Origin of the sequence: Bacteroides sp. ET336 (assembly GCF_024733815.1) — a bacterium.
Lineage (GTDB): Bacteria > Bacteroidota > Bacteroidia > Bacteroidales > Bacteroidaceae > Phocaeicola > Phocaeicola cellulolyticus.
This window is the reverse complement of the sequence record NZ_JANRHK010000010.1, coordinates 13,015-34,352: the sequence shown is the minus strand read 5'-3', so window position 1 is coordinate 34,352 and position 21,338 is coordinate 13,015. Positions and strand designations below refer to the sequence as shown.

Here is a 21,338-nt window from a genome sequence, read left to right as displayed (position 1 = left end):
TCTTTTAAAATTATAAAATGGATTTTATTAGATTCTTAAAGTTGGACTGAATAAGAACTTCTGTCAAACCACAATTTAAAATAGCATTGGTAATGTTTGATTGTTTGTTATATGGAAAGTCCGTTTCTGTAAGTATTCTGTTTTGGGGAATCTTATCGATAATTTTTTTACCCGAAATTGTTTTTGTCATTGCTTCATTGATTGAGAAATAATAACCTGCATTTACTATATCCTCAATTAATCCTAATGGCCCAGTATACCAATGAAAGATTACATTTTTTACTGAGTGTTTTTTTAGAATATCTAAAACTTCATTCTCAGCTTTACGGGAATGAACACTCACTATTTTGTTTTTTCCTTGCAGACATTGACAAATAAAGTTAAAGCAACTAAGTTGAGTATCTTTGCTATTTATGTGGCTTTTGCTAAAATCCAAACCAACTTCACCTATATATGATGTTTTTGAAATAAGATTTGGAAAATCTTTTAATTCTGCAATGTGTGATTGAGCTAATTGAGGATGAAATCCTAACGCTAATCGAGATTTCTTTAATTCATTAAAGTAGGGAATACCCATTGTAAAATGGCTTGGCAAATTAGTCATTCCAATAGTTATATCTCCACTTTGTTCTTTTTCCATAAGATATGATTCAGGATTAGGAAGCATATCAATATGACAGTGCGTATCAATTATCATATCCAACCCATATATTGATTAATTAACTGACAGTTTTCTGCGCGCAACATATCTTCTAACTCTTTTCTTGTACGAATAACAAGGTCAACATATCGATCTATATTTGTGAATCCACTCATTCCTGCAATGTAGAGTTCTTTTTTTATGTCTTCTTTAGAAATACTAGATTTTAAAAAATCGAGCATGGCAAAAAAATCATTAGATACAGAGTACTTATGTTTTTTGAAAATAGTTTCCAAATGGTTACCATATGATGTAGGATCCAATTCTCCCAACAAAGCCGCTTTACGATACATACATGGCATACAATGAGCACAGTGTGTTGCATTAGGATTATCATACATCTGTTGATGCATATTTCTCTTACCACAAGAATTTGATAGATCAACTACTTGTAATAAGAAATTCTTGTCAGCACACTGTTGAACCATTTCTCCTTTGGTCATGAACTCATAAGGATTATATATTCGTATATTTAGTCCAAGTGCATTAATCATATTCTGATAGCGCATTATGAATAATGGATGCGTTGTTCTTGTACTACAAGATGCTCTGCGAGAAGGAGACAATGGGTAATTTAATGATACTGATCCATTCTCTGGAACTACGACATCGCATTTAGCATATGAAGCAACTATTGTAGCTAAAGCAAAAAACATAAAAGAGCGTGAACGGCATGACATTTCAATCGAAAGTTTTGGCGTAATTAAGACAGCATCTCTATATTTAAGAGAGCTTTTATATTTTTTTATCAAAGCTTGCCTTACTTTTTTTTGGTCATTTTTTGGACCTCCCATAAACCTATCATAATGCGAAGATAAATACAGATGATCATTAGGATTTTGAGATAGATAGTCTATTGCACCTATAAGAGAATCCAATCCGCCCGAAAATAAGATTACTTGCTTTATATTATCATAGTCAGTATGTGTTTTGAATTTAGGATATACCACATCAGCTTCATCTACAAATCTACAGTTCCAATAATCTCCAGTTAGGAAAGAAAGCATTTTATTTATTTCATCTTGTATCGTAATAAAGTGCTCATGTTTAGGTATTACAATATCCACGTCAAACTCTCTTGACCATCCGTCAATAGAGTATATATGCCTATCCACAGACCTATCAATTGCATAGACTATTGCGGATAAGTATAGAAGCCCATAAGCTTCTTCTGCAATCTTTCCATGAAAATAGGTAATTGGAAATAATTGAATGACAGCAGAAGAATTAATAATTTTCGACTTAAGAGTATCAATATTTAAGCCAATTGTTAAACGATAATCCCGTTTACTAAATTTTTCTGTTTTATATGTGGTAACATTAATCTTCATTGCCTGAAATGATATAGATTATTCTATTAAATTCATGTTGTATAAAGTCTTTTCCTTCTTTTCCAGTCCAATCTATTGTAGATGAGGTATGGCCGTTATAACCTCTGTGAACATCATCCATTATGAGATCTTTAATTTCTTCTAATGTTGCAGTTGTAATTGTTGTCCCTCTTTCATGTTCAAGTTTTTCCTTAAAATCTTGAGAAAGATGACTATAAACATACATACCCATATATTCGTCAATAACCTCATTTATTTCAGAAGTGGACATTGTTGTTTTCATGACCTCATCAAAATTGGAGGCATCTTCGTCAATCTTATCTTCAAATTTATCAAGAATATATTCCAACGCCTCATTTGCAGCTGTATCATCCATGCCAACTACATCACAACTAAGATATTCGCGGAGAAAATGAAGGATCTCAATACATGTTTTTCCAGCACTACTGCCAAAGCCTTTCTCCGAAAGCCAATTATTCAACCCTTTTTGAGCAATGGCAGCAATTGTACTTGCTAAAGCACTTGCAACATAAATACCTGCTCGTCCTAAAGCTCGTGAAGAGCCACTACTAACCTTAGTTCGTCCACCAGCCGCACGAACTAAATTGCGTACGGCATGGTGATATCCTTTAGTAATTGATTTTGAATAATTTGTTTGACGTTTAGCTATTTGTTTATTACTTACATTAGTTGGAGGATTGTTTGTTAACTGCTCGGACTTTTCTTCCGTTTTTGCAACATTAGTTAAAGCAGAAGATGCTTTCCCCCAATTAGGTTCTCCAGCAATTCCTGGAGTATGTCTATGTGATGTTCCCATTATTGTGCACTGTCAATTGTTTTAATTAACTTTGAGTTCTTAGACAAAAATTCTCGGAACTCGGCATCATTATTATGTTTGATAAGCAAATCATGAAATCTATTCCCGATTGAAATAGGGATTTTTGTAACGTCTATACGCGATATTATTGCTTTCAAATGTTCGTAAGCTCCATCAATATTCTCTGTATCACAAATACAATAAATACAATAGCCATTTTTTACGTTTGGTGAAGTAGCAATTTGTGCGTCAAGAAGATTAAAAAAGTCCCTAAGATCGTCTTGTGTCATATTAACCACTTTTGTTTGAATAACATTTTTGCATATTTTATCAGTAGCATCATAGGCCTCTTTGAAAATAGTTCTTATTCGCGAAGGAACTAATGATATACCGCTCATATCAACAACCATATTATCACGAGACACCCAAAAGAGTTCTTTCATATTGACTGAACTAAATTTAGGCTCTTCTGAAATAATCTGTAACAAGTCATCTTGTTTCCAATCTTTAAATTCCAACTCTCCCTTTCTGTCACTCAGAGAATAGCTTTCTATTTTAAGCAATTCCTCGGATGTCTCTTTTGCATTCATAATCCAACTGTTGAGTTGCTTAAATTGCTCAATATATTGCTGTTCAATTAGCATTAGTTTAAGCAATGCAAACTTATTCTTAGTATCACATATATCCGATTTTGCCAACAAATTAGCTCTTATTTCATAAGCATTTAAAAATCGTTTGATTAATCGCGGATTCCAGCGCAATGATCGACCGATAATATTTGAGAAACGTGTTACGAAACCTATCGTTTCATATAAAGCTTGTTTATTTTCGTACTCATCCTTTAATATCTCTTGAATGTTATCCCAACCATACCTATCAAATTTATTTTTGTTACTGAAATCAACGAAGTCAGATTGCACTTTATCAAATAGCTTTTCACAGAGAAGAGATTGACAAAAAAGGAGTGTTACATAAGTTTCTACTTCTTTACGACTTAATGCAGGAATATTATAAGGAACTTGTATAAATTTTTCCATATATGAATCACCGAGATTAGGACGATTATCTTGTTTTTCACCTTCTTCGATAATAGTCTTATATTCGCTCTTTATTGCATTAGAAACAATAAACCTATCAGCCGCAATCACGAATGCAGTTTTAGGAACATTCAGAAACAATTTGATAGCTTCAAGATTGTCTATAATATGCCGAGGCAAACATCTGTCCAGATCATCAATTAATACAACAATTTTTCCCTGTTTGCTATTGTTTATTAAAGCCTCAAAGTCTTTTCTAAATTCACGCACTGCTTCATATTTTTTTTCTTCATCATCTTTAAATAAAGTGTCTCTAAGTAGTTGCTCTGCGTGTTCGTTTGTTAAAACTTCATCTAACTTACCTTTATTCTTATTGAAGAGATCCAATAATGTGGGGATTATAAGAGATGCACCTCCTGTCACTCCAGCCGCAGCAATTGGTGCACCTGTTGTTACAGCCCATTTTAATAGTCTCATCCAACTAATCGATTTACGGAGTTTCTTGAAACTCTTTTTAAACTTCTCTACTGTTTCCTCTGTATCATCTTTTATTTTTTCCCAAAAGCGTTCATTATTTTCTAGAGCATCAATAATCCCTTGTATTAAGGCCATTTTTGCATCATCGAAACTTTCAAAAGACCAACCATCAAAATATACGACAACACAGTCATTTTCTTTTTCCAGTTCTTCCTTTAATATTTTGAGAATACTAGATTTTCCACATCCCCAATCCCCATATAGTCCTATGGTAATTGGTAAATTATTTTCATTTGTCACGACATCTTTTAACAATGAAGCGTGAACCATGTAACCCAATAAATCTTTTGAAGTTTCAATATCTGACCACATACAATTCCAATTTAAGATAGTTGAGTAATCTAATTTATATCAAATGTGTTACATTGATCTTCTTATATTTCTTACCCATACCTAAAGCAAAAGCCATTTGGTCTTTTATAATTAGCTCACCTTTCTGAAGCCCAGCTATTGCTGTTCGTACTTCTTGCAATTCCTGGCCACTAACTCCATATAGGTCTTTTATAACCTTGTCGTCGATGGTCTGTTGCTTCATGATAAGAGGATATTGGGCATTGGCATAAAAGTCAAAACCTTTGCTCTTGAAACTGCTCATGTTTTGGGTTGCAAGGATAATACTCAATCCCTTGTTACGACCTACAGCAATCAGATTACGTAATGGCCGGTTATCAAAGTCAAGCATATAATGGGCTTCATCTATGATAGAGAAGTGACGAATCTGTACCACATCCTCATTGGTCGCCTGCTTTTCAAGCTGTTCGTATATATTATTCAGCTTGGATATGATGAAGTACACAATAGCCTTGGCTATCGGACCGTCTTTTGGATAACCGTCCATCTTTATAATGTAACAGTCTCCGATAAGATCTGCCTTGTCCTCTTCCTCAAATATGTTTGCACGAACCAACTGCTTCAATACTGATGAAATACTGTCGTCTTTTGCGGAATCCACCATTTTTGCCTGGTATTCCTCCAACATCATAGAGAATGTAATAGGTGATCCATCAGTCTTCTTATATGCTTCTACTATGGCTTCGCTCAGACGATTATTCATGTTAGCACTTGCGGATACTCGGTCTATCGAACAAAGGGCTGAAGCCATTTCAGATGAATAGAGGTTTATCTCATTTATAGGTCGCCCAGTGAAGTCCTTAAATGGAGTGAACGGTAGGGGATGCTCTATAGGATCTAAGATACAGCTTCGGTCCACGTCGAATTGTGACAGCCAATGATTGTTCTGAATATCGCTGAACTCGCCTTTATAGTCAAACAACAGGAAGTTTACCGGATATTGGGATTCAGAAGACAATGCCCGGAACTGCTGCATCAAAACGGCTAACAAGTTGGTTTTACCTGAACCAGTTGCTCCAGCTATAATGATTTGTGAGTTGGTAATGTTCCTACTGTTGATGTCAAGTGTGGCTTCCATCTCGGCATCTCCATAGTTACCGATAATCAGATTGAGCACAGGTATATCTTTCGCCATGGCTACCTTATTATTGACTGCATACAAGAAGGAATCAAGATTGTTCTCTTCCAATAAATAATCTCTTCCACGCAACATTTCAGAGGCAATGATACGAGAAACAGTAGCGTTCTGTGACCAGTCTATATTCAGATTCGCATAACGTAATTTCAATAAAGCGGAGTATAAGGTAGACAGGTCGTGCATGGTGAAGAAACTGGGCACAATACGAGTTGAAGACGTTGACAGTTGTATGTCCTTATAGTTTTCATCCTTACGTTCTGCAGTAATGCTGAGTCCTACTATAAAGCAGATACGCATTACTTTGTTCAGCGTGAGACTGACCCGTTTCTCCCTGTCAGCGGCACGAGACAAGTTGATTTTATTCTCTATAAGTTCCTTAACCTGACTGATTTCGTCAAGCAATCCTTCCATCTGGCGGGTATTTGAAAAATTTATTATGCTCATAGTCGTTACTGATTAAGAGGTATTCCGAAATAACCTTCTTCTACAGTGGTGTTCTGTTCTTCCACATTACGATGCAGAGTATAGGTCTTTGATATAAATGGTTCCAATTTCAGATAATCGCTGTCTGTTCGTATTTCTGATGTAGTACAGAGTAATATAGTCTGTTCCGCTAACTGAGGGAAGTATTCTTCCATTAATGCGTCACGACTCTCATTATCAAGTACACCCATTACCGTGTCAATCATTACCGGCGGGTTGTAGTCTCCTAAGTTACGCAATACCTTTAGTAATACTTGAATAAATATCTGTTTCGATGCTGCATTGAGCTGGTTCAAGGATATTTCATTTCCGGCTGTGTGATATAGTCTGATATTGAAATTCTCCATACTGTCAGACAACTCAACCCTGCCTACATGTCCTTTGTATGAAACCAACAGTTTGTTGAGTTGTGATTGCATTTCTGTTTCTATTTGGACCTTTTTCTTTTTCAGCAAGCTGTCAGCAACCTTATCAAAAAAAGGACGGAGTTTTACCAAGGTGTCAAACTTGATGTCCGGCTCCTGTTGAATCTGTACATCGTACTGATGAATCCGTTTCTCCAGACGTTGAATTTCATTTTTCAAACTATCCTCCTGCAACTTCAGTTTCTCGACAGTTCGTTTGGCATTCTCATAGTTTGCTATCAGAAGATTGTTACCTCCGATCTGTGTTTGTTCAAGCGTTCGTTTTTCTGTCCGCAGATTATCCAGGTTAGCAAGCTTTATTTCCATATTCTGTCTTCTGCGGTCAAGTGTAACGAACTGGTTGTTGCCTCCTTTCTTGGGTAATTCTTTAAGTGCATTAACCTCGGCATCATCCAAAAAGTCGTATGGGTCTTTCGTGTTCGTCGTACTCTGTAAGGCAACCATGTGGGCTACCACATTTTCTACCTCTACAGCTTGACTACACAATGACAGTTCTTTCAGATACTCAATAATCTTTGCCGTCACATCACGGAGTGTCTCTATCGGATAGGCACCTGTGCTCTGTTTCAACAATTGTTCTTTTATGCGTAGTATGTTGTTGATTTCCTGTGAAAGATTGGATGCCAGCTTAGGCAGAAAGACATTTATCTCGATATTCTCGATAAATGTTTTTAGATTTTCGGCATAATCGGCAGCTTCATCGGTTATTGCCCGGATTTTCCCGGTAACATCCTGAATACGCTTGTTCAGGTTCATGGCCTGTTGCGCTCCTTCTTTGGCACGCTGATATTCGTCCTCGACCGATGCCATATATTTGTATAACCTGTCCTGCTCGGCAAGACAAGCGTTCACTTCAGCAACAAGACCTTCTTTCTGACTGCACAGATTGTTGTATTCCTTGGCTTCTTGTTCGGCTTCCAATCGTTGCTGCGCCCATTCCTGTTGCAATTTCTCAGATGCCCGTTTCAATTGTAGATACTTCTTGAATCCAAGTACATTCTCAAAATTGTCGCGGATGGTCTGCTGGAACACGTTTTTCTTCAGTAGTTCACTTGACTGCATGGCATCAAACAAAAAATACTGGCTCAATTCCTGTGGCAGATTGGCTTTGATGATTTTACTGATTTCTTGTTCTGCACGTACTCTTTCTTTCGGTGCAGTCATAGTGCCATACACATACATATTTCCGTTCATGTTCAGGGATACGCTTTCAAGCGGACGGTCTTGCGGATTTAACTGGTATATTCTTTTTAGGATATACTTCTGTTGCTGCCCTAACACTTTTCCTACAAATGTTATTTGCAGACTGATTTCCGGCTTCACCTTGTTTATTGCACCCTGATTGAGCAATTCCATAAAATGTTCCTTATTCTCTATTTTAAGTCCATAAAGCGCACCGCTTATAGCCTCAAACAGAGTTGTCTTTCCACCGCCATTAGAACCGCCGATAAGTATAATCGGACGGTCATCATCTACCGTCAGATCAAGATCAAGTGACAGGTAGGTCTTAAAATTACTTATCTTTATTTTTTGTATTAGCATGGCTACAAATTCATTATTGACGTACTTTTTGTATGGCGGCGCGAATTATCTCTTCCGCATCGCTGTCACTCATTTCTATCACATCCACCTTTTTGGCGTGATATGCTTTCAGTATTTCCTCACTAAGCCAGTCGAAGTCAATATTGTCGGCTTCACAAATGGCTTCAATCGTAGCAAGATCATCTTTGCGGATGCCGTAATGCACAAATTTAGGGTCGATTCCTTTTGCCATAACCGTTATGCTTTATATTCATCGGGATGGAAACTGTCCCAACTTGATATGTCTGTTGTGTTCTCTATTTTCATCGGGCAATATTTCCAATTTTCCCCGTTTTTAGTTTGGATTATCACACCGCCTTTCAAGTGCTTGTCGGCATTTTCCTTGTTATGGATATAATCAATCAAAGCGTTGTGTTTACATGGAGCGTTCTTGTCACTGTCTTCACTCTTGGTATCAAACAGAAAAACTTGGCCGTTTTTCATTCGTATCACAAAATCAACATAAAACAGCGCCTTATTACCATCTACATTAGTATAGCTAATGGCATAATGTTGTTTACCTGAGTCTCCGTTTTTGTACCACCAGTCTATATATTCCTTGTTTTCCTCTAAAAATGCCGTAAACTTCAGTTCGGGTGAAGATACCCTGTTTTCTTGAATATACGGCATCAACGCATGGTTTTCTATCTTTGGACACACTCTGTTCGTGTCTTCCTGGTAGAATCTGTCTGCTGGAACTTCCCATGTGTATTTCACATATCCTTTTGCACGATATGCGGCACGACGACGTTGAAGGATAATAGCATATTGTTTCAATGCTCTTTCTATAATATCAGCAAACTTAGGACGATTACCATGATATAGTATGACTTTGATTGCTTCGCTCTCAAACAGCTCGAACAAATCTTCCATAATTTCCAAAAGAGCCACGGCTAAAGTCTTTATGCTGACTTTTTCATAGCCGTTGCCAAGCATCTTTGCACAAAAAGCCATATAAGCGGTATTAAGTTCCTGCATGGTACGCACGTATTTTGCTTTATTGCGAATCATGGTCTGGCCTACTTCTCCTGTAATACTGAGGTCTTCCACAATCTCAATTCCAATGCTCTTTACATTAAAATTGATTTTATCTTCTACGGCTTTACGGTTTTTATAAGTTTGACTTACCCGATCTTCCTCACTTATTTCTTCCTCCGGCATCCCATCCAGTTCTGCCGCAGTAAATAATAAAGGCATACAATTCGTTACAAGCCAGTTTCTTTCAAAAGTCTCCATGAGAATCTTTTTGAAATCAGATCCCAAACGATTACGGTCAGCAGATGTGCGTTCATTGTATTCCGAAATAAGCGATACGTTATTTAGGTTCATCCGGCGCACAGCATGGAGTGACGACAGATAGTCCATATCGTCTTTTACGATTTCAATAATATCTTTACTGAGGTTTGTATAGACGTAACCTCTGTTCAACAGATTATTTTGATAAAAACGTTGCTCAGGCATACGGAGAATACGTCCTACTGTTTGTGCAGAGAAAGTGAAACTTTCTATTTTCCTGAAGATCAATAATACGGCAGCTCGCGGACAATCCCAACCCAAAGCAATGGCCTGTTTGAACAACAAAACTTCTGTGATATCATCAGGATTGGCTATTGTTTGCAGATTGTCAGTCTTCTCGTTACTCAACCATATTGCGAGCTTTCCGTTCGCTACATTGATTCCTTTGATGCTGTCAAGATAGGTCAGAACTTCCTCTTTGACCGAATTATCATCCCCAGTCATTGCCTCCCCATCATTTGGCAATTGTATCAGGAGCAACGGATTGATGTCCACTCCTTCTTTCCGATAGGTATCCGCCAGTTCTTCGCGCTTTTTCAAAGCAAGATTGATAAGTTGCTGGTTCAATGTACCAAGCATCGGATTGAACTCCAGTGCCGGATTCAGAATGACACTTTCCTTGATCATCTGTTCTGCAATAACACGTTCTCGCGGAACCGTAACCTGTTCCTCCGCCTTTGCGGTTGATTCCGGTAGAGGTGTGGCTGAAATGCGGATTTCCACTTTCGGACAGATGTTGCTCAGCACTTTTTCCGATTTCCTCGCATTGCGACTTCCAAACATGTGCTCCTCGTCTATGATTACTATTATCGGGATAGCATTATCTTCCTGTGTACGACGGGTAATATCGTATAGTGAAGCCGAAAGTTCTGTCTCACGCACCATCACAGCATTGTCCTTGTTGATACTTTCCCAGTTTACGAATAGAATTTCTCCGGGATGTATGTATCCTTCTATTGAATGGTCAAGCTCATCATAAATAACTGGACGCAGAATTTTTGTTTCCGTGAAATAGTTTTTCATCTTGAAGTAGCTCTGCTCATGAAGCTTGTTAGGCGCGATCCAGATGTATGCCACTTCGGTGAACGGTGCGTCTGGGCGTTCGGCCAGTTCATTGTTCAGCCGTATAAGCATCTCCGATGCCATAACTGTCTTTCCGCTGCCAGTTGGTGCTTTGAACACGAGCGTATGGCGATTTCCGCTAAGTGAAAGTAACCCGATGGTCTTTTCCACCAGTTCGCTTACGGCCTTTTGCTGATATTGTATATTTTTCATTGTTTCCTTCCTTTTTACATTTTAGTACTGTTCTTATGCTTCATCCATTGACAAATTGTTTTCGGTATCATTGTGTTGCTCTTCTTCCATTGCTTCCGGCAAGAATTTAGGGCGGCGCTTTGGTAGAACTTTTTTATAAGCTTGATAAATTGCGTCTGGTAATGCGCAAAGCTGTATTTTATCAGCAACTTCTACAAACTCGTCATCAAAAGCATAACTACTCAGAGAAAATACATAAACTTTTATTTTATCTTTCCCCGTTTCAACTGTTTCAAGGATTTCAGCAATGGCAGATATGGCTCGTTCATCGTATATTATGAGCATACGATTATTGCCTTCTTCAAAATAGCGAGCAATTTTCGGGCTTATATTCCGTCCAGCAAGTTTAGTCTCTCTGTAAATATCATTCTTTATACAGAGCAAGCCTGTAGAGGCAGCGACCAATGCACGCATATTCTGAGGTGTTTGGTTTCGCGATATGAAATCTGTTTTATAATAACGTAGGTTGTTTCTGTTTAAGCCTTCAAAAACTTTTCCTGCAGAAGTTTTATACCCTTTTATAGCTTTTTTTGCGCGAATATATGTAACTTTTTCACATATCTCGTTTTCGTTGTTTGTTACAAGAATGCATCGACGTTGTCCTCCATCTTCTTTATTTAGTTGCATAACAGCATGCAATGTTGTACCACTCCCAGCAAAAAAATCAAGAACAGTTATGTTGTTATTTTGTAATGATAATAGAAATTTAATCAGTTTTGAAGGTTTAGGATAGCCAAATGTATCTGAACTTCCAATTATGTCTGATAATTCTGTCGAACCAGTTTTAGTTGAGCCACACTCCTTTATTACACTTGGCGGATTAATAACTGAGCGTTGCTTTTTGTAATGCAAAACTCCTGTACTATTAAAATAAAACTCTGTAACTTGTTGACCTTTTGAATCTACAGTGAATTCACCATTAAACCATGACTTCATTTGTTTAACCATAGCGAAGCCAGCTTCCAGTTCTACATCGTACTTTAAAGCTCCATTTTCTGCTACCATCCTTCCAGAAATAAGCTTTGTTTTTTCTGAATCTCCCCATTCATTACATAATTCTGTCCCATTAGGTGCAAGAAATTTAGTTCCTGCTTTAAATCTAAATAAAACAGGAGGATTCTTTTTGGAAATTTTTTTTAATGCAGAATGATCGATTTCTCCTTCACCACCACTAAAGTTTGCGACATTATCTTTATTAAGTGCATATACTAACACATATTCATGAGCTCTGGTAAAATGACCAGCCTGAGTTCCGGTCCCTAAATCCCAAACAAGAACACCTAAACAATTTGTTCTTGTTTTATCAGTGAAAGTATTAAAAATTTCATCACAAATACATTTCAACTGAGCAACTTCATTATCATCAATTGAAATAAAAATTATACCAGTATTTTTTAATAGTTTTTGAGCCAGACGTAATCTTTTTGACATAAATGATAACCATTTACTATGTCTATATTCATCTTGTGCATCAACATATTTATCATTATATTTAAACTCATCTTTTTTCCCTGTATTATATGGGGGATCAATATAAATTACATCAATTTTCCCTTCGTGCGTGTAGGTAAGAGCTGTAAGGGCTTCTAGGTTATCTCCCTCGATAAGAATATGGTTAGGGACATCTGCAGCTGTGTTGATGATCGCTTTACTTATGTCTTCAATTAGAACGGGTAACTCTTCACGAAGACGTTCCTCAACATCTTCAGGTTTATTTTCCCATACTAGTCCGTATTTCTTTTGTTTGCGAAGTAACTCAATTAATGCCGATTTCTCGTCATTTGTCAAACTATCTATTTCGCGTATCTTATTTATTAGTTCATTTCTATCCATAATTTTTTCTGTTATTTAACAAGCCTAACCATTTGAATATCGCTTTCCAATGAAGAGTTAAGCAATTCTTTAACATCAACCTCCAAAACCCTGGCTATCTGCAACAGTGTTTCTAGTCCTGGTTGCGCTGTATTTGTACACCACTTAGACACTGTAGCAGGATCCTTTCCGAGTTGTTCAGCAAGCCATTTGTTTGTCCTTTTCTTCTCAACGAGAACAACTTTAATTCGATTTATATCTTTTCTCACTTTCATTTTAGTGATGATTATTTCATATTATTACAAAAGTAATGAATAAAATTTAATTAACCGCCATTCTTATAGACCAATTTATAATAAAAATTGCGAATCACATCAATATTATTAATTTAAATTGAGTCATTTATTGAAATATGACTATCTTTACTGATTGAAATTTTAAGCATTAAATATATAATGAAAATATGTATTCTATAATAAAACGGTTGAATCATCTTCAAAAAGATTTGAGGTAATTTCATAGATCTTTTAAAAGCAACCGTATAAAGTTTTAATTTTGATATTAAAGTGTTATAGTAAAAAATGATTGCAGAGCTCAAAGAATTAATGTCTCTTAATGCTGAAATAAGTACAGCAGAGATAGAGTTGCGATTTACTCAGATAGCGAAATTACTGTTTGAAAATTTTGCGATACAACAGGGAGAAAAAATCTATCTTTTCAAAGAGATTGAGTTTTACTTCTACAATAAGCATCATCGTGACATAATCACTCATCCTCGTTTTTCTAATTCATTTTGTTGGTACGTGAATGATTTTGGAGGTATAGATTTGAATTTTCCAAGTGATATTTGTAAAAAGGAAGGGACTGACAGCACTGGGAAAAAGGTGAATAAGTATATATTGGATGATAGCTCTTACTTTGGAGGTATTCTGATCCGTCAGTTAGTTAGCGAGGATAAAAACGATATTTTAGAAGGACCTTGGGCTTGTGCAGAGCTGTTCAGACTCCATTATGCGATTGAACAGGACTATAATTTTCCTACTCTTGTAGAGCGCAATAACGGTATGGTTGGATATATTTGTAAACCCAGATTGAATCTTCTAACCGGTAAGCAGACTATTGAAAGTAAAGTGGATTATATACTTGGAGAATATCTATCACATCCAGACAGAAAAGAGTTACACGAAGAGTTTTCCTCTTTTAAGGATAAGCGATACAGATATGTGCGGTGTGACCAGTTGCTACATGACATTGAAATAAATGAAATCTATCTGTCACCCAGGTTGAAGGATAAGAAGGATGGACATCCGGAATTTTATCAGCGTCTGACTAAACTTCTGAAGGATTGCGGCATAGAACCCAAAGAGTTAAAATGCACCAGAGATTATTGGACACGCGACTATATGCCTATTCAGTTGAGTGAGAATAAGTTCTTGAAGTACCAATATTATCCTGACTATCTGATGAAGAGCAAGAATCCAGAGGATGCTGAAACAAGGACCGAATGTACTAACGTACTACGTGGAATGGGGATAAGTTGTCGTTCAACAAAACTAATAATTGACGGCGGAAATATGGTTCCATGTGGTCCTTATATTGTGATGACGGATAAGGTGTTCACCGAGAATGGTAAAGAAAAAGAGGATGCAGTGTTCAAATCTGAGTTGGAGTCGGAACTTGGACATCCCGTGATTATAATTCCATGGAAAATGCACGGTGACTTTAATGCTCGTGATACAGACAAGTATGGTCATTCTGATGGATTTGTCAAATGGTGTGGTGGCAACCGTATCCTGATGGGTAATCATGGAGATCAATACCCGGAAGAAGCTGCCGCTATCCGACGTATTCTTGAAGAATATGGCTTTGTAGTCACAGAGATGCGATTTGCGGATAAGGTGACTTCTTCACGCACTGATCTGAATTGGGCTTACATCAATTTTTTGCAAATCGGTAACAAGATTTTCATGCCAATATTCAATATTAAAGAGGATGCTATTGCTTGGCAATATATACATGAAGCATTCCCTGATTGCGAGATTCATCAAATTGAAATGGCTGAAGTAGCAGAGGAAGGTGGTGCTTTACATTGTATCAGCTGGAACATTCGGAGATAATGGAATTTAGCTTAGAGAGGAAGCTGCATTTATATTGACTTATGTAATTCATTTAAGCTAATTCTTTGTAAATTTGTAGATTAAATTAAGGAATTTATATGGGTAGGTATTTAATCATATCAGTATTGGCAATGTTTGTGGTCATCCCTCGAATTTATGCTCAGTCACAAGTTCGAATGTCTTTACCTAAAACACAGACGATGGTTCACAATTCTCTATCCAAAAGCAGGGCAAACAAAAGGGGAAATGCTCAATTTACTATCTCCAAAGACTTGCTTGCTAAAATGTTTGGATTTTGTGGAGTGTCAGTATTGAATGACACTACCGGTTTGGCTTTATCCGTTGATACCTGTGCAACCAAAAGAGACGTGAAGAAGTCGTTGTCAGAAGCAACGAATAACGAACTTACAGCTTTGGATGTCTTGAATATGTTAGTGCCAGGAGCATTCTCTGATAAGGAAAAAGAACAATGGAAGTCTTTGCCGAAAGAAACCAGAAAGGCGATAATGGATATGGTGTTAACTCCTGGAGGAACACAATGGGATGCATTGAATGAGGCTCAGAAGGCTGTTATACACGAATATAGCAATGGCAAATAGTCCTTAAATGTTTATACTCAATATACAATGTACAAAGATAAAAAACATGGAATGGTATTCGCAGATTAAATTCTTTAATTAGACTACAATTATGAGACAGTTAACAGAAAACGAAAAGCAACTATTAGAAAAACTTGTTCAACTAAAGCAATCAGCAAGGTTAGAAGAGCTACAAGTTGCAACATTACTACGCAAAGAATTAAACTGCTTTGCTCTAAAATGGAATATTGAAACTAATAAAACTTTAGTTTTTTATTCTATACGAAACATTAATAGTAAAGAAATTAATTGGGATGCATTGAGAAAAAGCTATTTCCAAGTGGCTGATTTTTTATACTTTGTAGAAGAGCTTGAAAAGGAGAATTTTGTAAAAATTCAAACCTTATCATTTGAAATCAAGAATGATAACGAAAGAATGTTATATGATCGGGAAAAATATAAGTACGATAAGGATAATGATAGATTTTGGATTGAAAATGAGGATATTATCGCATTATGTTCTGTAGATGCACAGCATAAAGTATTTATTGACTTTGTTGACTATTTGGAAAAATATGCAAACAAAGTAGTCTATCCATTGCCTCTGCTTGAAGACTTTGTTAAAAACAAATACAAAACAATTGAACAAAGAAATTTTGAAAAGCAGCTGGAGGAGAATAATAATCATCATATCGAACAGATTGAGAGAAGTGATTCTCATCACAAAGAGCAAATGGATGCAAATAATGTGTGGCAAGAGAAACAAATAAACAAGACAAACTGGTCATTATTTATATCTGCAATGGCTGTTTTGTTTTCTGTCATTGTTCCTCTTCTGGTTAATAAATGTGCTTCACCTGCGAAGATTGAAGATTCACAATTGAAAGAAATAAAAGAGGCTATTATTCAAAGTAAAACAATCGTTCCTGATTCAATTGTGGTAAAACAACTTGATACATTAAATGTAAAAGGCATTTTACCGTCTGAAAATATAAATCTTAATAAAACTTGTAAGTAGAATTCTTGATAATGTTTAAAGATTACTATGGTGAAAAGAGTAGTATAAATTCAGCATATCGTCGTCGCTCTATGGAAACAATCTTCTTTCCACGCCAGTGGCAATACTTCACATAGTCATTTTTTATATTCCTATCTCCGGAATCGAGTTTCTTTAGAATTGTACTTTTGGGGTATTTACCTTTTAATCCTAACAGCTTGAAGGCTCCTACATTATAAGCTAATGCTGCGAGTATAAGTGAGTCTTTACCATAGGGGCGAAACAATGAACAGAGTTCTTTAAGGTCTTTACGGAGAAGTGACTCTGATTCTGTGGTAGTCATCTCGGATGAATACCTTTCTCCGGGTCGCAGTCGATGTCCATATCCAACGTAAGGATAGTCTTTTTTTCGATGTAGTCCCTCATAGTACTTGATACAACAGACTGCTCTTTCAAAAGGTGGAAGGTCGAAAATCGTTAGGCTTTTAGAGAGTGGCTCAGACGGCGTTACCGTCTGGCCGTTAACTCTCATACCAAATAAGAATATGACAAAAGTTGCTATTATCCTGAAATTCATTTTACTTTAAATTTGGTTATCTCGTCAATCATGTTCTTGACATCAAGATTGACACTTACGAAGTTCTGGTACAGAATGCGTTCCTTGGCATCCTTTGAAGGGAAGGTGTAGAACTTCGGTATCTGGTAGTTCTTGTAGTTCGCTTCCTCTTCTGCAATCTTTTTCATGTCGAAATCAGTCTTGCAATAGAACTTGGAGGTTTGGAACTCGGCAGACTCCTGAATGTTCATGCTATCGCCACGTCCTGTCTTGGTCTTGATAAAATCACGGGCGGACTGGCCACAGATCCAACCGGTGGGCATATCAGAAATTTTACTTGCTGGAACAAGGCTGTCCATATTCTCGTTGAGATTAATGGAGGTCTTGTCACGGTCAATGGTTACACCTTTTTTTAGCTGGACAATCTTACCGAAGATGTCGTTAGAAAGCCACTCTAAAGTCTCTTTTGCTCTTGCTGAGCCACTGACTACGTTACCCACTGTTGTGATAACTTTCTGCATACCCACTTTCCCATAATCGGATTCGAGCTGCGGTAGTTCCTGAAATCCCAGTGTGACACTCACTTTGTTACTTCGGGCGGTACCAATCAGTCGGTCTATCTTGTGAAAATAGAGTGTAGGCAACTCATCCACGATGATGCTCACAGGAATATTCTTACCTTGACCGGTATTCACACGGGTTACGAGACGGTTCAGAATCAGTGCATTCAAGGCACCGATAATACTTTCCATTTCAGGGTCGTTGGCTATAAGCAGATAACTCGGATTCTTCGGATCAGACACCTTCAGGTCAAAATCATCACCATCCTTATGGAATATCCAATAGGATTCCTTGGTGGCCAGACGGGATGTATAGACACGCAGTGTACCAATCATACCTTCCAACTGTTCCATCGCCTTGTTCTTCATGGCTGTTTGGAACGGCCCCAATAGGGGAGCTACTTCAGGGTCAGTCTCCAGTACCTCAAAGATGGTCTGGTAGTCTTGATTCAGAAAGGATAGGATATGAGGCATGTCGCTGTATTTCCCCAACCAATATTCAGGTTCCACTTCCTTACCTGTTTGGTCAAATACTCGGCCTGTAGACTTGGGTCTGTGTGTCTTCGGTTCTGTGGTCATCTCTGCTATGAGGGCATGGCCGTCCTTGTCGTAAGGTACTTTCTTATAGTTAACAAAGAAATAGATACAAGCAGCGAGGAAGTTTACGGCGGAAGTCTGGAAGAACTGGTCGCTACCGCCACCGCCTTCTTTCTTTCCTTTCTGCAGTGATTCCAACAAGGTCTCAGCAGTTTCGCTGGCAGCAGCAAGATTTCCGATATACTTCTGTTGGATAGGATTGACGCGTCTGGAATACTCTACATCCACAAAGTTGATGATATTGAATTTACAGTCCCTGGGAACTTTCCCAGCTTTTTGGTTTATCTTATAATGATAGTATAATTTCTGAGCGAGGGTCGGAAACTTATAATCGTACACAACCATGGCAAAGCCCTTTGCGCTGTGCTGACGGATAAATGGTTCGATAATGGAGAAAGTCTTACCTGAACCCGGTGTACCGACAACCCACGTACCACGGAAGGGATTGACAATGTTCACCCATCCTTTGCGGAATTTTCCCTTGTAATAATAGCGCATGGGTATATTGACACTGTATTTGTTTTCCTGCAATTCCTGGCATTGCTCGAATGACTCGTTCTCAAAGTTGAAACGGTCTTTCAGAAGTCCTTCCTTTAAGAACTTGGATATATTGTCAAGGGCTACATGTATACATATTGTACCGATGATTGACGTAACCATATACAACCAGTAGTTCAAACTGATTGTATAGAATTTCATACTCATACTTTGGCCGTAAAGCCAAATAGACAATATCAATACAACGAGTCCACCAAATAATGGGTAGAATACCTGATGACGAGCATCAAATTCCAGATGCTTCTTGTTACGGGTACCTATACATGTAATGCAGATAAGTATAAAGGTAGCTATTTTACTCCATATAAGGTTGCCGTCCTGATAAATATACCACCGTTTTATACGGTCATGAATATCGCACAGGATGCCACTCCAATAATCCAGTAGTTCAGGATTAATGGCATATTCGAAAAATTCCACTATCAGTGACAGATAAATCAAGTAGCGGAATATTTTATACGTGGTCTGTAGTTCTTTAGTTTCTTCCATTAAAGCAGTTTTTTAATCAGTTGTATAATGTGATGATTGGTCTGATTTTATGTGCTTGTGTTTTCGGCGTTTCCTGAATGGCTCCAGAGGCAAGTGAGAACAACCATGCTTTATCGGTTTCCTGCTCCTTTACTTCTGTTGATGTCCAGTACCAGCATTCATCAGGATTGTCCTGTATCTCATCTCCACCACATTTACGGATATATTCATTAATCTTATTTCTTACTTCATACAACAGGTATAACTGAGCAACGGAAGGGATGTAGGCGCTCTGTCCATATTGCCACATGTCAAAAACAGCTTCGGCTGCAGGCGAAGTATAGGTAGAATACATGGCATGGGTATTGCTGTTCCCATCGAAGGCTGCCAGGTCTGCGGAAGTATCATGCTTTATTCCAATACTATCAGAGTAGGCGCAAGGCTCTATATCTTTCAGATAGACTGCATATCCAGTACCTTCAATATCCTCTTTTTGATTGACATAGAAAACCACGGCTATGGGTGTCTTTTCCTGTGCTTTCATTTTTTCATATCTGACGACTTTTCCATCGGTACACAGGATGTCTCCAATCTTCATTGAGGTATCCGGAAAGTCCTGATGTGCATCACATGATGCTATGGTTGCCGCCATGAAAGCGGCACAAATGGTGTGAAATATCTTCATCTTCTTTATCTTTTTGATGTGGGTATTTTAAATCCTATTACTATACCAGTTCGGAACAAATCCTTACGGTCAGGGACGATAAGGTCGCATTTGGCCTGAATATACAGTCCCCAGCCATGACGGAGTGATAAATTATGCTCGTAACCGGCATGAATACCGGCAATGAATTTATCTGTGTCACTGCCTCCAGAAGCTCCTATGCGCAGATTCCCGTAATGGTTACGTCCTCTGACTAAACAAGGTTTGTATGCGACTCCAATTCCCCATGTCCGATAGTTGTTCCAAAATGAATCAGGACAGATATGACCACATGAAGCACATTCGTCCCATTTAATATAGCCGTTGATGAAATACTCCCAAGCGTTATGGTGACGTGTTTCATGTTCCCATGCGATGGTAGCATCCAGCCCACGTTCATAAAGTGCACCAACTCCCAAGGATAAACGGTCACTGTGACTTTGTGCAAATGAAGAAATGGTACAACTGAGTACCATTATCAATGATAAGATGATTTTCTTCATGGCTTATTCCTCCATCATTAGACATGAGTTGAAAGAGTCCGCATACAGCACATCTTCATAATCGATGTCAAGGCTGATGGTTCGGCCACTGATTTGTTTCTCAGAAAGTTCAATAGTTAGGACTTTGTCATTGGGGAAGGTCATCTTCTTCAGAACTATGACATTTCTGTATCCATGCTTGAAACTTTGGGCCTTTTCGAGTGCCAAGACCGGAGTCAGCTCTATCATCTGTGCGTTGGTTGCCTTGGATATTTTCTTGTCGTTTAGCTTGATGCGCAACTCATCGATGTCAAACCGTATGTTGGTGCGGTTCTCTATGCTGAAATCCAAAAAGAAATATTCACCAACTGAGTAGATGTTATTCAACCGCATAGTCATACGATGCTGTCTGGTACTCACATTACGTATTCTCGCAGGGGAGTTCCATATCGTTCTGGCATATCTGGTCATCTCTTCTGTACTCATTGAGACTGCCGGGTTGTGGTATGGAATTTTCTCTTCCGGCTGGATTTGTTTGTCAGACACTGCCTCCTGCATACGTGTGGTATAGATGAGCGCATATTGTGTACGATAGCGTTCTGTTACAATCGTCACAATGGCAAGAATATCTCCATCGGCATGTATGTCAGCTCCTTCTTTAGGTTTAAGACGGATGGTATTGTTGATGGGCTGGTCTCCAACAACGGCATCAGTGGAGATGTCGACAAAGCGTACTGGTTCTGTGGCTGTGATAACAGTTGTCACATTCTCATTAACGGTGAGCTGCTCGATTTCCTGATACGTCTGCTGAGCCATAGAGGGGAAGGTTGCCAAAACACATACCGCCAATGCGCCGATTCTTTTAAAAGTCTTCAGTTTCATAATATCTACGTGCTTAAA

The 21,338-nt window shown here is 37.9% G+C and carries 18 protein-coding genes; 3 read left to right on the top strand and 15 right to left on the bottom strand.

Annotated elements, in window-relative coordinates:
• Nucleotides 1-10 precede the first annotated feature (10 nt).
• From NW213_RS10210 to NW213_RS10165, 10 genes are read right to left on the bottom strand one after another with little or no spacing between them, the layout of a single operon-like run.
• Nucleotides 11-697 (bottom strand): TatD family hydrolase, encoded by a 687-nt coding sequence (locus tag NW213_RS10210; protein ID WP_258322701.1) that lies wholly within the window; start codon nt 695-697, stop codon nt 11-13.
• Nucleotides 694-2,031: a Qat anti-phage system QueC-like protein QatC gene (gene qatC, locus NW213_RS10205; RefSeq protein WP_258322700.1), complete on the bottom strand. Its 1,338-nt coding sequence runs from the start codon at nt 2,029-2,031 to the stop codon at nt 694-696. Before qatC ends, NW213_RS10210 begins: the two co-directional genes overlap by 4 nt.
• Nucleotides 2,021-2,848 (bottom strand): hypothetical protein, encoded by an 828-nt coding sequence (locus tag NW213_RS10200; protein ID WP_258322699.1) that lies wholly within the window; start codon nt 2,846-2,848, stop codon nt 2,021-2,023. Before NW213_RS10200 ends, qatC begins: the two co-directional genes overlap by 11 nt.
• On the bottom strand, nt 2,848-4,734 hold the full coding sequence (locus tag NW213_RS10195) for a KAP family NTPase (RefSeq protein WP_258322698.1): 1,887 nt from the start codon (nt 4,732-4,734) through the stop codon (nt 2,848-2,850). Before NW213_RS10195 ends, NW213_RS10200 begins: the two co-directional genes overlap by 1 nt.
• Before the next feature lie 34 nt (nt 4,735-4,768).
• Nucleotides 4,769-6,355 (bottom strand): ATP-binding protein, encoded by a 1,587-nt coding sequence (locus NW213_RS10190; protein ID WP_258322697.1) that lies wholly within the window; start codon nt 6,353-6,355, stop codon nt 4,769-4,771.
• Between the two features lie 5 nt (nt 6,356-6,360).
• Complete coding sequence (locus tag NW213_RS10185) at nt 6,361-8,361, bottom strand: AAA family ATPase (protein WP_258322696.1); 2,001 nt, start codon at nt 8,359-8,361, stop codon at nt 6,361-6,363.
• Between the two features lie 13 nt (nt 8,362-8,374).
• A complete protein-coding gene (locus NW213_RS10180; protein WP_005807162.1) occupies nt 8,375-8,593 on the bottom strand; it encodes a DNA modification system-associated small protein in 219 nt (72 codons plus the stop codon).
• Between the two features lie 5 nt (nt 8,594-8,598).
• Nucleotides 8,599-10,971, bottom strand: a complete 2,373-nt coding sequence (locus tag NW213_RS10175) for a DEAD/DEAH box helicase family protein (RefSeq protein WP_258322695.1) — start codon at nt 10,969-10,971, stop codon at nt 8,599-8,601.
• 33 nt (nt 10,972-11,004) lie between these two features.
• Complete coding sequence (locus NW213_RS10170; RefSeq protein ID WP_258322694.1) at nt 11,005-12,843, bottom strand: site-specific DNA-methyltransferase; 1,839 nt, start codon at nt 12,841-12,843, stop codon at nt 11,005-11,007.
• 11 nt (nt 12,844-12,854) lie between these two features.
• A complete protein-coding gene (locus tag NW213_RS10165; protein ID WP_258322693.1) occupies nt 12,855-13,097 on the bottom strand; it encodes a helix-turn-helix transcriptional regulator in 243 nt (80 codons plus the stop codon).
• Nucleotides 13,098-13,403: 306 nt separating this feature from the next.
• Between NW213_RS10165 and NW213_RS10160 the strand changes: the two genes are divergently transcribed.
• From NW213_RS10160 to NW213_RS10150, 3 genes are all read left to right on the top strand, one after another.
• Nucleotides 13,404-14,939: an agmatine deiminase family protein gene (locus NW213_RS10160; protein WP_258322692.1), complete on the top strand. Its 1,536-nt coding sequence runs from the start codon at nt 13,404-13,406 to the stop codon at nt 14,937-14,939.
• Between the two features lie 98 nt (nt 14,940-15,037).
• Entirely contained in the window at nt 15,038-15,538 is a 501-nt protein-coding gene (locus NW213_RS10155) for a hypothetical protein (RefSeq protein WP_258322691.1), read from the top strand.
• A 91-nt stretch (nt 15,539-15,629) separates the two neighbouring features.
• Nucleotides 15,630-16,535 (top strand): hypothetical protein, encoded by a 906-nt coding sequence (locus NW213_RS10150; protein WP_258322690.1) that lies wholly within the window; start codon nt 15,630-15,632, stop codon nt 16,533-16,535.
• A 25-nt stretch (nt 16,536-16,560) separates the two neighbouring features.
• Here NW213_RS10150 and NW213_RS10145 read toward each other — a convergent pair whose 3' ends face one another.
• From NW213_RS10145 to traN, 5 genes are all read right to left on the bottom strand, one after another.
• Nucleotides 16,561-16,887: a glycoside hydrolase family protein gene (locus NW213_RS10145; RefSeq protein ID WP_375338137.1), complete on the bottom strand. Its 327-nt coding sequence runs from the start codon at nt 16,885-16,887 to the stop codon at nt 16,561-16,563.
• Nucleotides 16,888-17,087: 200 nt separating this feature from the next.
• Nucleotides 17,088-19,274 (bottom strand): type IV secretory system conjugative DNA transfer family protein, encoded by a 2,187-nt coding sequence (locus tag NW213_RS10140; RefSeq protein ID WP_258322688.1) that lies wholly within the window; start codon nt 19,272-19,274, stop codon nt 17,088-17,090.
• Nucleotides 19,275-19,290: 16 nt separating this feature from the next.
• Complete coding sequence (locus NW213_RS10135; RefSeq protein ID WP_149944515.1) at nt 19,291-19,938, bottom strand: DUF1566 domain-containing protein; 648 nt, start codon at nt 19,936-19,938, stop codon at nt 19,291-19,293.
• Between the two features lie 5 nt (nt 19,939-19,943).
• The gene (locus NW213_RS10130; RefSeq protein ID WP_009275704.1) at nt 19,944-20,459 is read right to left on the bottom strand and encodes a hypothetical protein; all 516 of its coding nucleotides are present in this window, start codon (nt 20,457-20,459) and stop codon (nt 19,944-19,946) included.
• 3 nt (nt 20,460-20,462) lie between these two features.
• Nucleotides 20,463-21,320 carry a conjugative transposon protein TraN gene (gene traN / locus NW213_RS10125; protein ID WP_375338135.1) on the bottom strand — a complete coding sequence of 286 codons (858 nt, stop codon included), beginning with the start codon at nt 21,318-21,320 and terminating at the stop codon, nt 20,463-20,465.
• Nucleotides 21,321-21,338: the final 18 nt, after the last annotated feature.

Coding starts and splice junctions, on each gene's coding strand:
- NW213_RS10210 (WP_258322701.1), bottom strand. CDS start 697: ATGATAATTGATACGCACTGTCATATTGATATGCTTCCTAATCCTGAA.
- qatC (WP_258322700.1), bottom strand. CDS start 2,031: ATGAAGATTAATGTTACCACATATAAAACAGAAAAATTTAGTAAACGG.
- NW213_RS10200 (WP_258322699.1), bottom strand. CDS start 2,848: ATGGGAACATCACATAGACATACTCCAGGAATTGCTGGAGAACCTAAT.
- NW213_RS10195 (WP_258322698.1), bottom strand. CDS start 4,734: ATGTGGTCAGATATTGAAACTTCAAAAGATTTATTGGGTTACATGGTT.
- NW213_RS10190 (WP_258322697.1), bottom strand. CDS start 6,355: ATGAGCATAATAAATTTTTCAAATACCCGCCAGATGGAAGGATTGCTT.
- NW213_RS10185 (WP_258322696.1), bottom strand. CDS start 8,361: ATGCTAATACAAAAAATAAAGATAAGTAATTTTAAGACCTACCTGTCA.
- NW213_RS10180 (WP_005807162.1), bottom strand. CDS start 8,593: ATGGCAAAAGGAATCGACCCTAAATTTGTGCATTACGGCATCCGCAAA.
- NW213_RS10175 (WP_258322695.1), bottom strand. CDS start 10,971: ATGAAAAATATACAATATCAGCAAAAGGCCGTAAGCGAACTGGTGGAA.
- NW213_RS10170 (WP_258322694.1), bottom strand. CDS start 12,843: ATGGATAGAAATGAACTAATAAATAAGATACGCGAAATAGATAGTTTG.
- NW213_RS10165 (WP_258322693.1), bottom strand. CDS start 13,097: ATGAAAGTGAGAAAAGATATAAATCGAATTAAAGTTGTTCTCGTTGAG.
- NW213_RS10160 (WP_258322692.1), top strand. CDS start 13,404: ATGATTGCAGAGCTCAAAGAATTAATGTCTCTTAATGCTGAAATAAGT.
- NW213_RS10155 (WP_258322691.1), top strand. CDS start 15,038: ATGGGTAGGTATTTAATCATATCAGTATTGGCAATGTTTGTGGTCATC.
- NW213_RS10150 (WP_258322690.1), top strand. CDS start 15,630: ATGAGACAGTTAACAGAAAACGAAAAGCAACTATTAGAAAAACTTGTT.
- NW213_RS10140 (WP_258322688.1), bottom strand. CDS start 19,274: ATGGAAGAAACTAAAGAACTACAGACCACGTATAAAATATTCCGCTAC.
- NW213_RS10135 (WP_149944515.1), bottom strand. CDS start 19,938: ATGAAGATATTTCACACCATTTGTGCCGCTTTCATGGCGGCAACCATA.
- NW213_RS10130 (WP_009275704.1), bottom strand. CDS start 20,459: ATGAAGAAAATCATCTTATCATTGATAATGGTACTCAGTTGTACCATT.
- traN (WP_375338135.1), bottom strand. CDS start 21,320: ATGAAACTGAAGACTTTTAAAAGAATCGGCGCATTGGCGGTATGTGTT.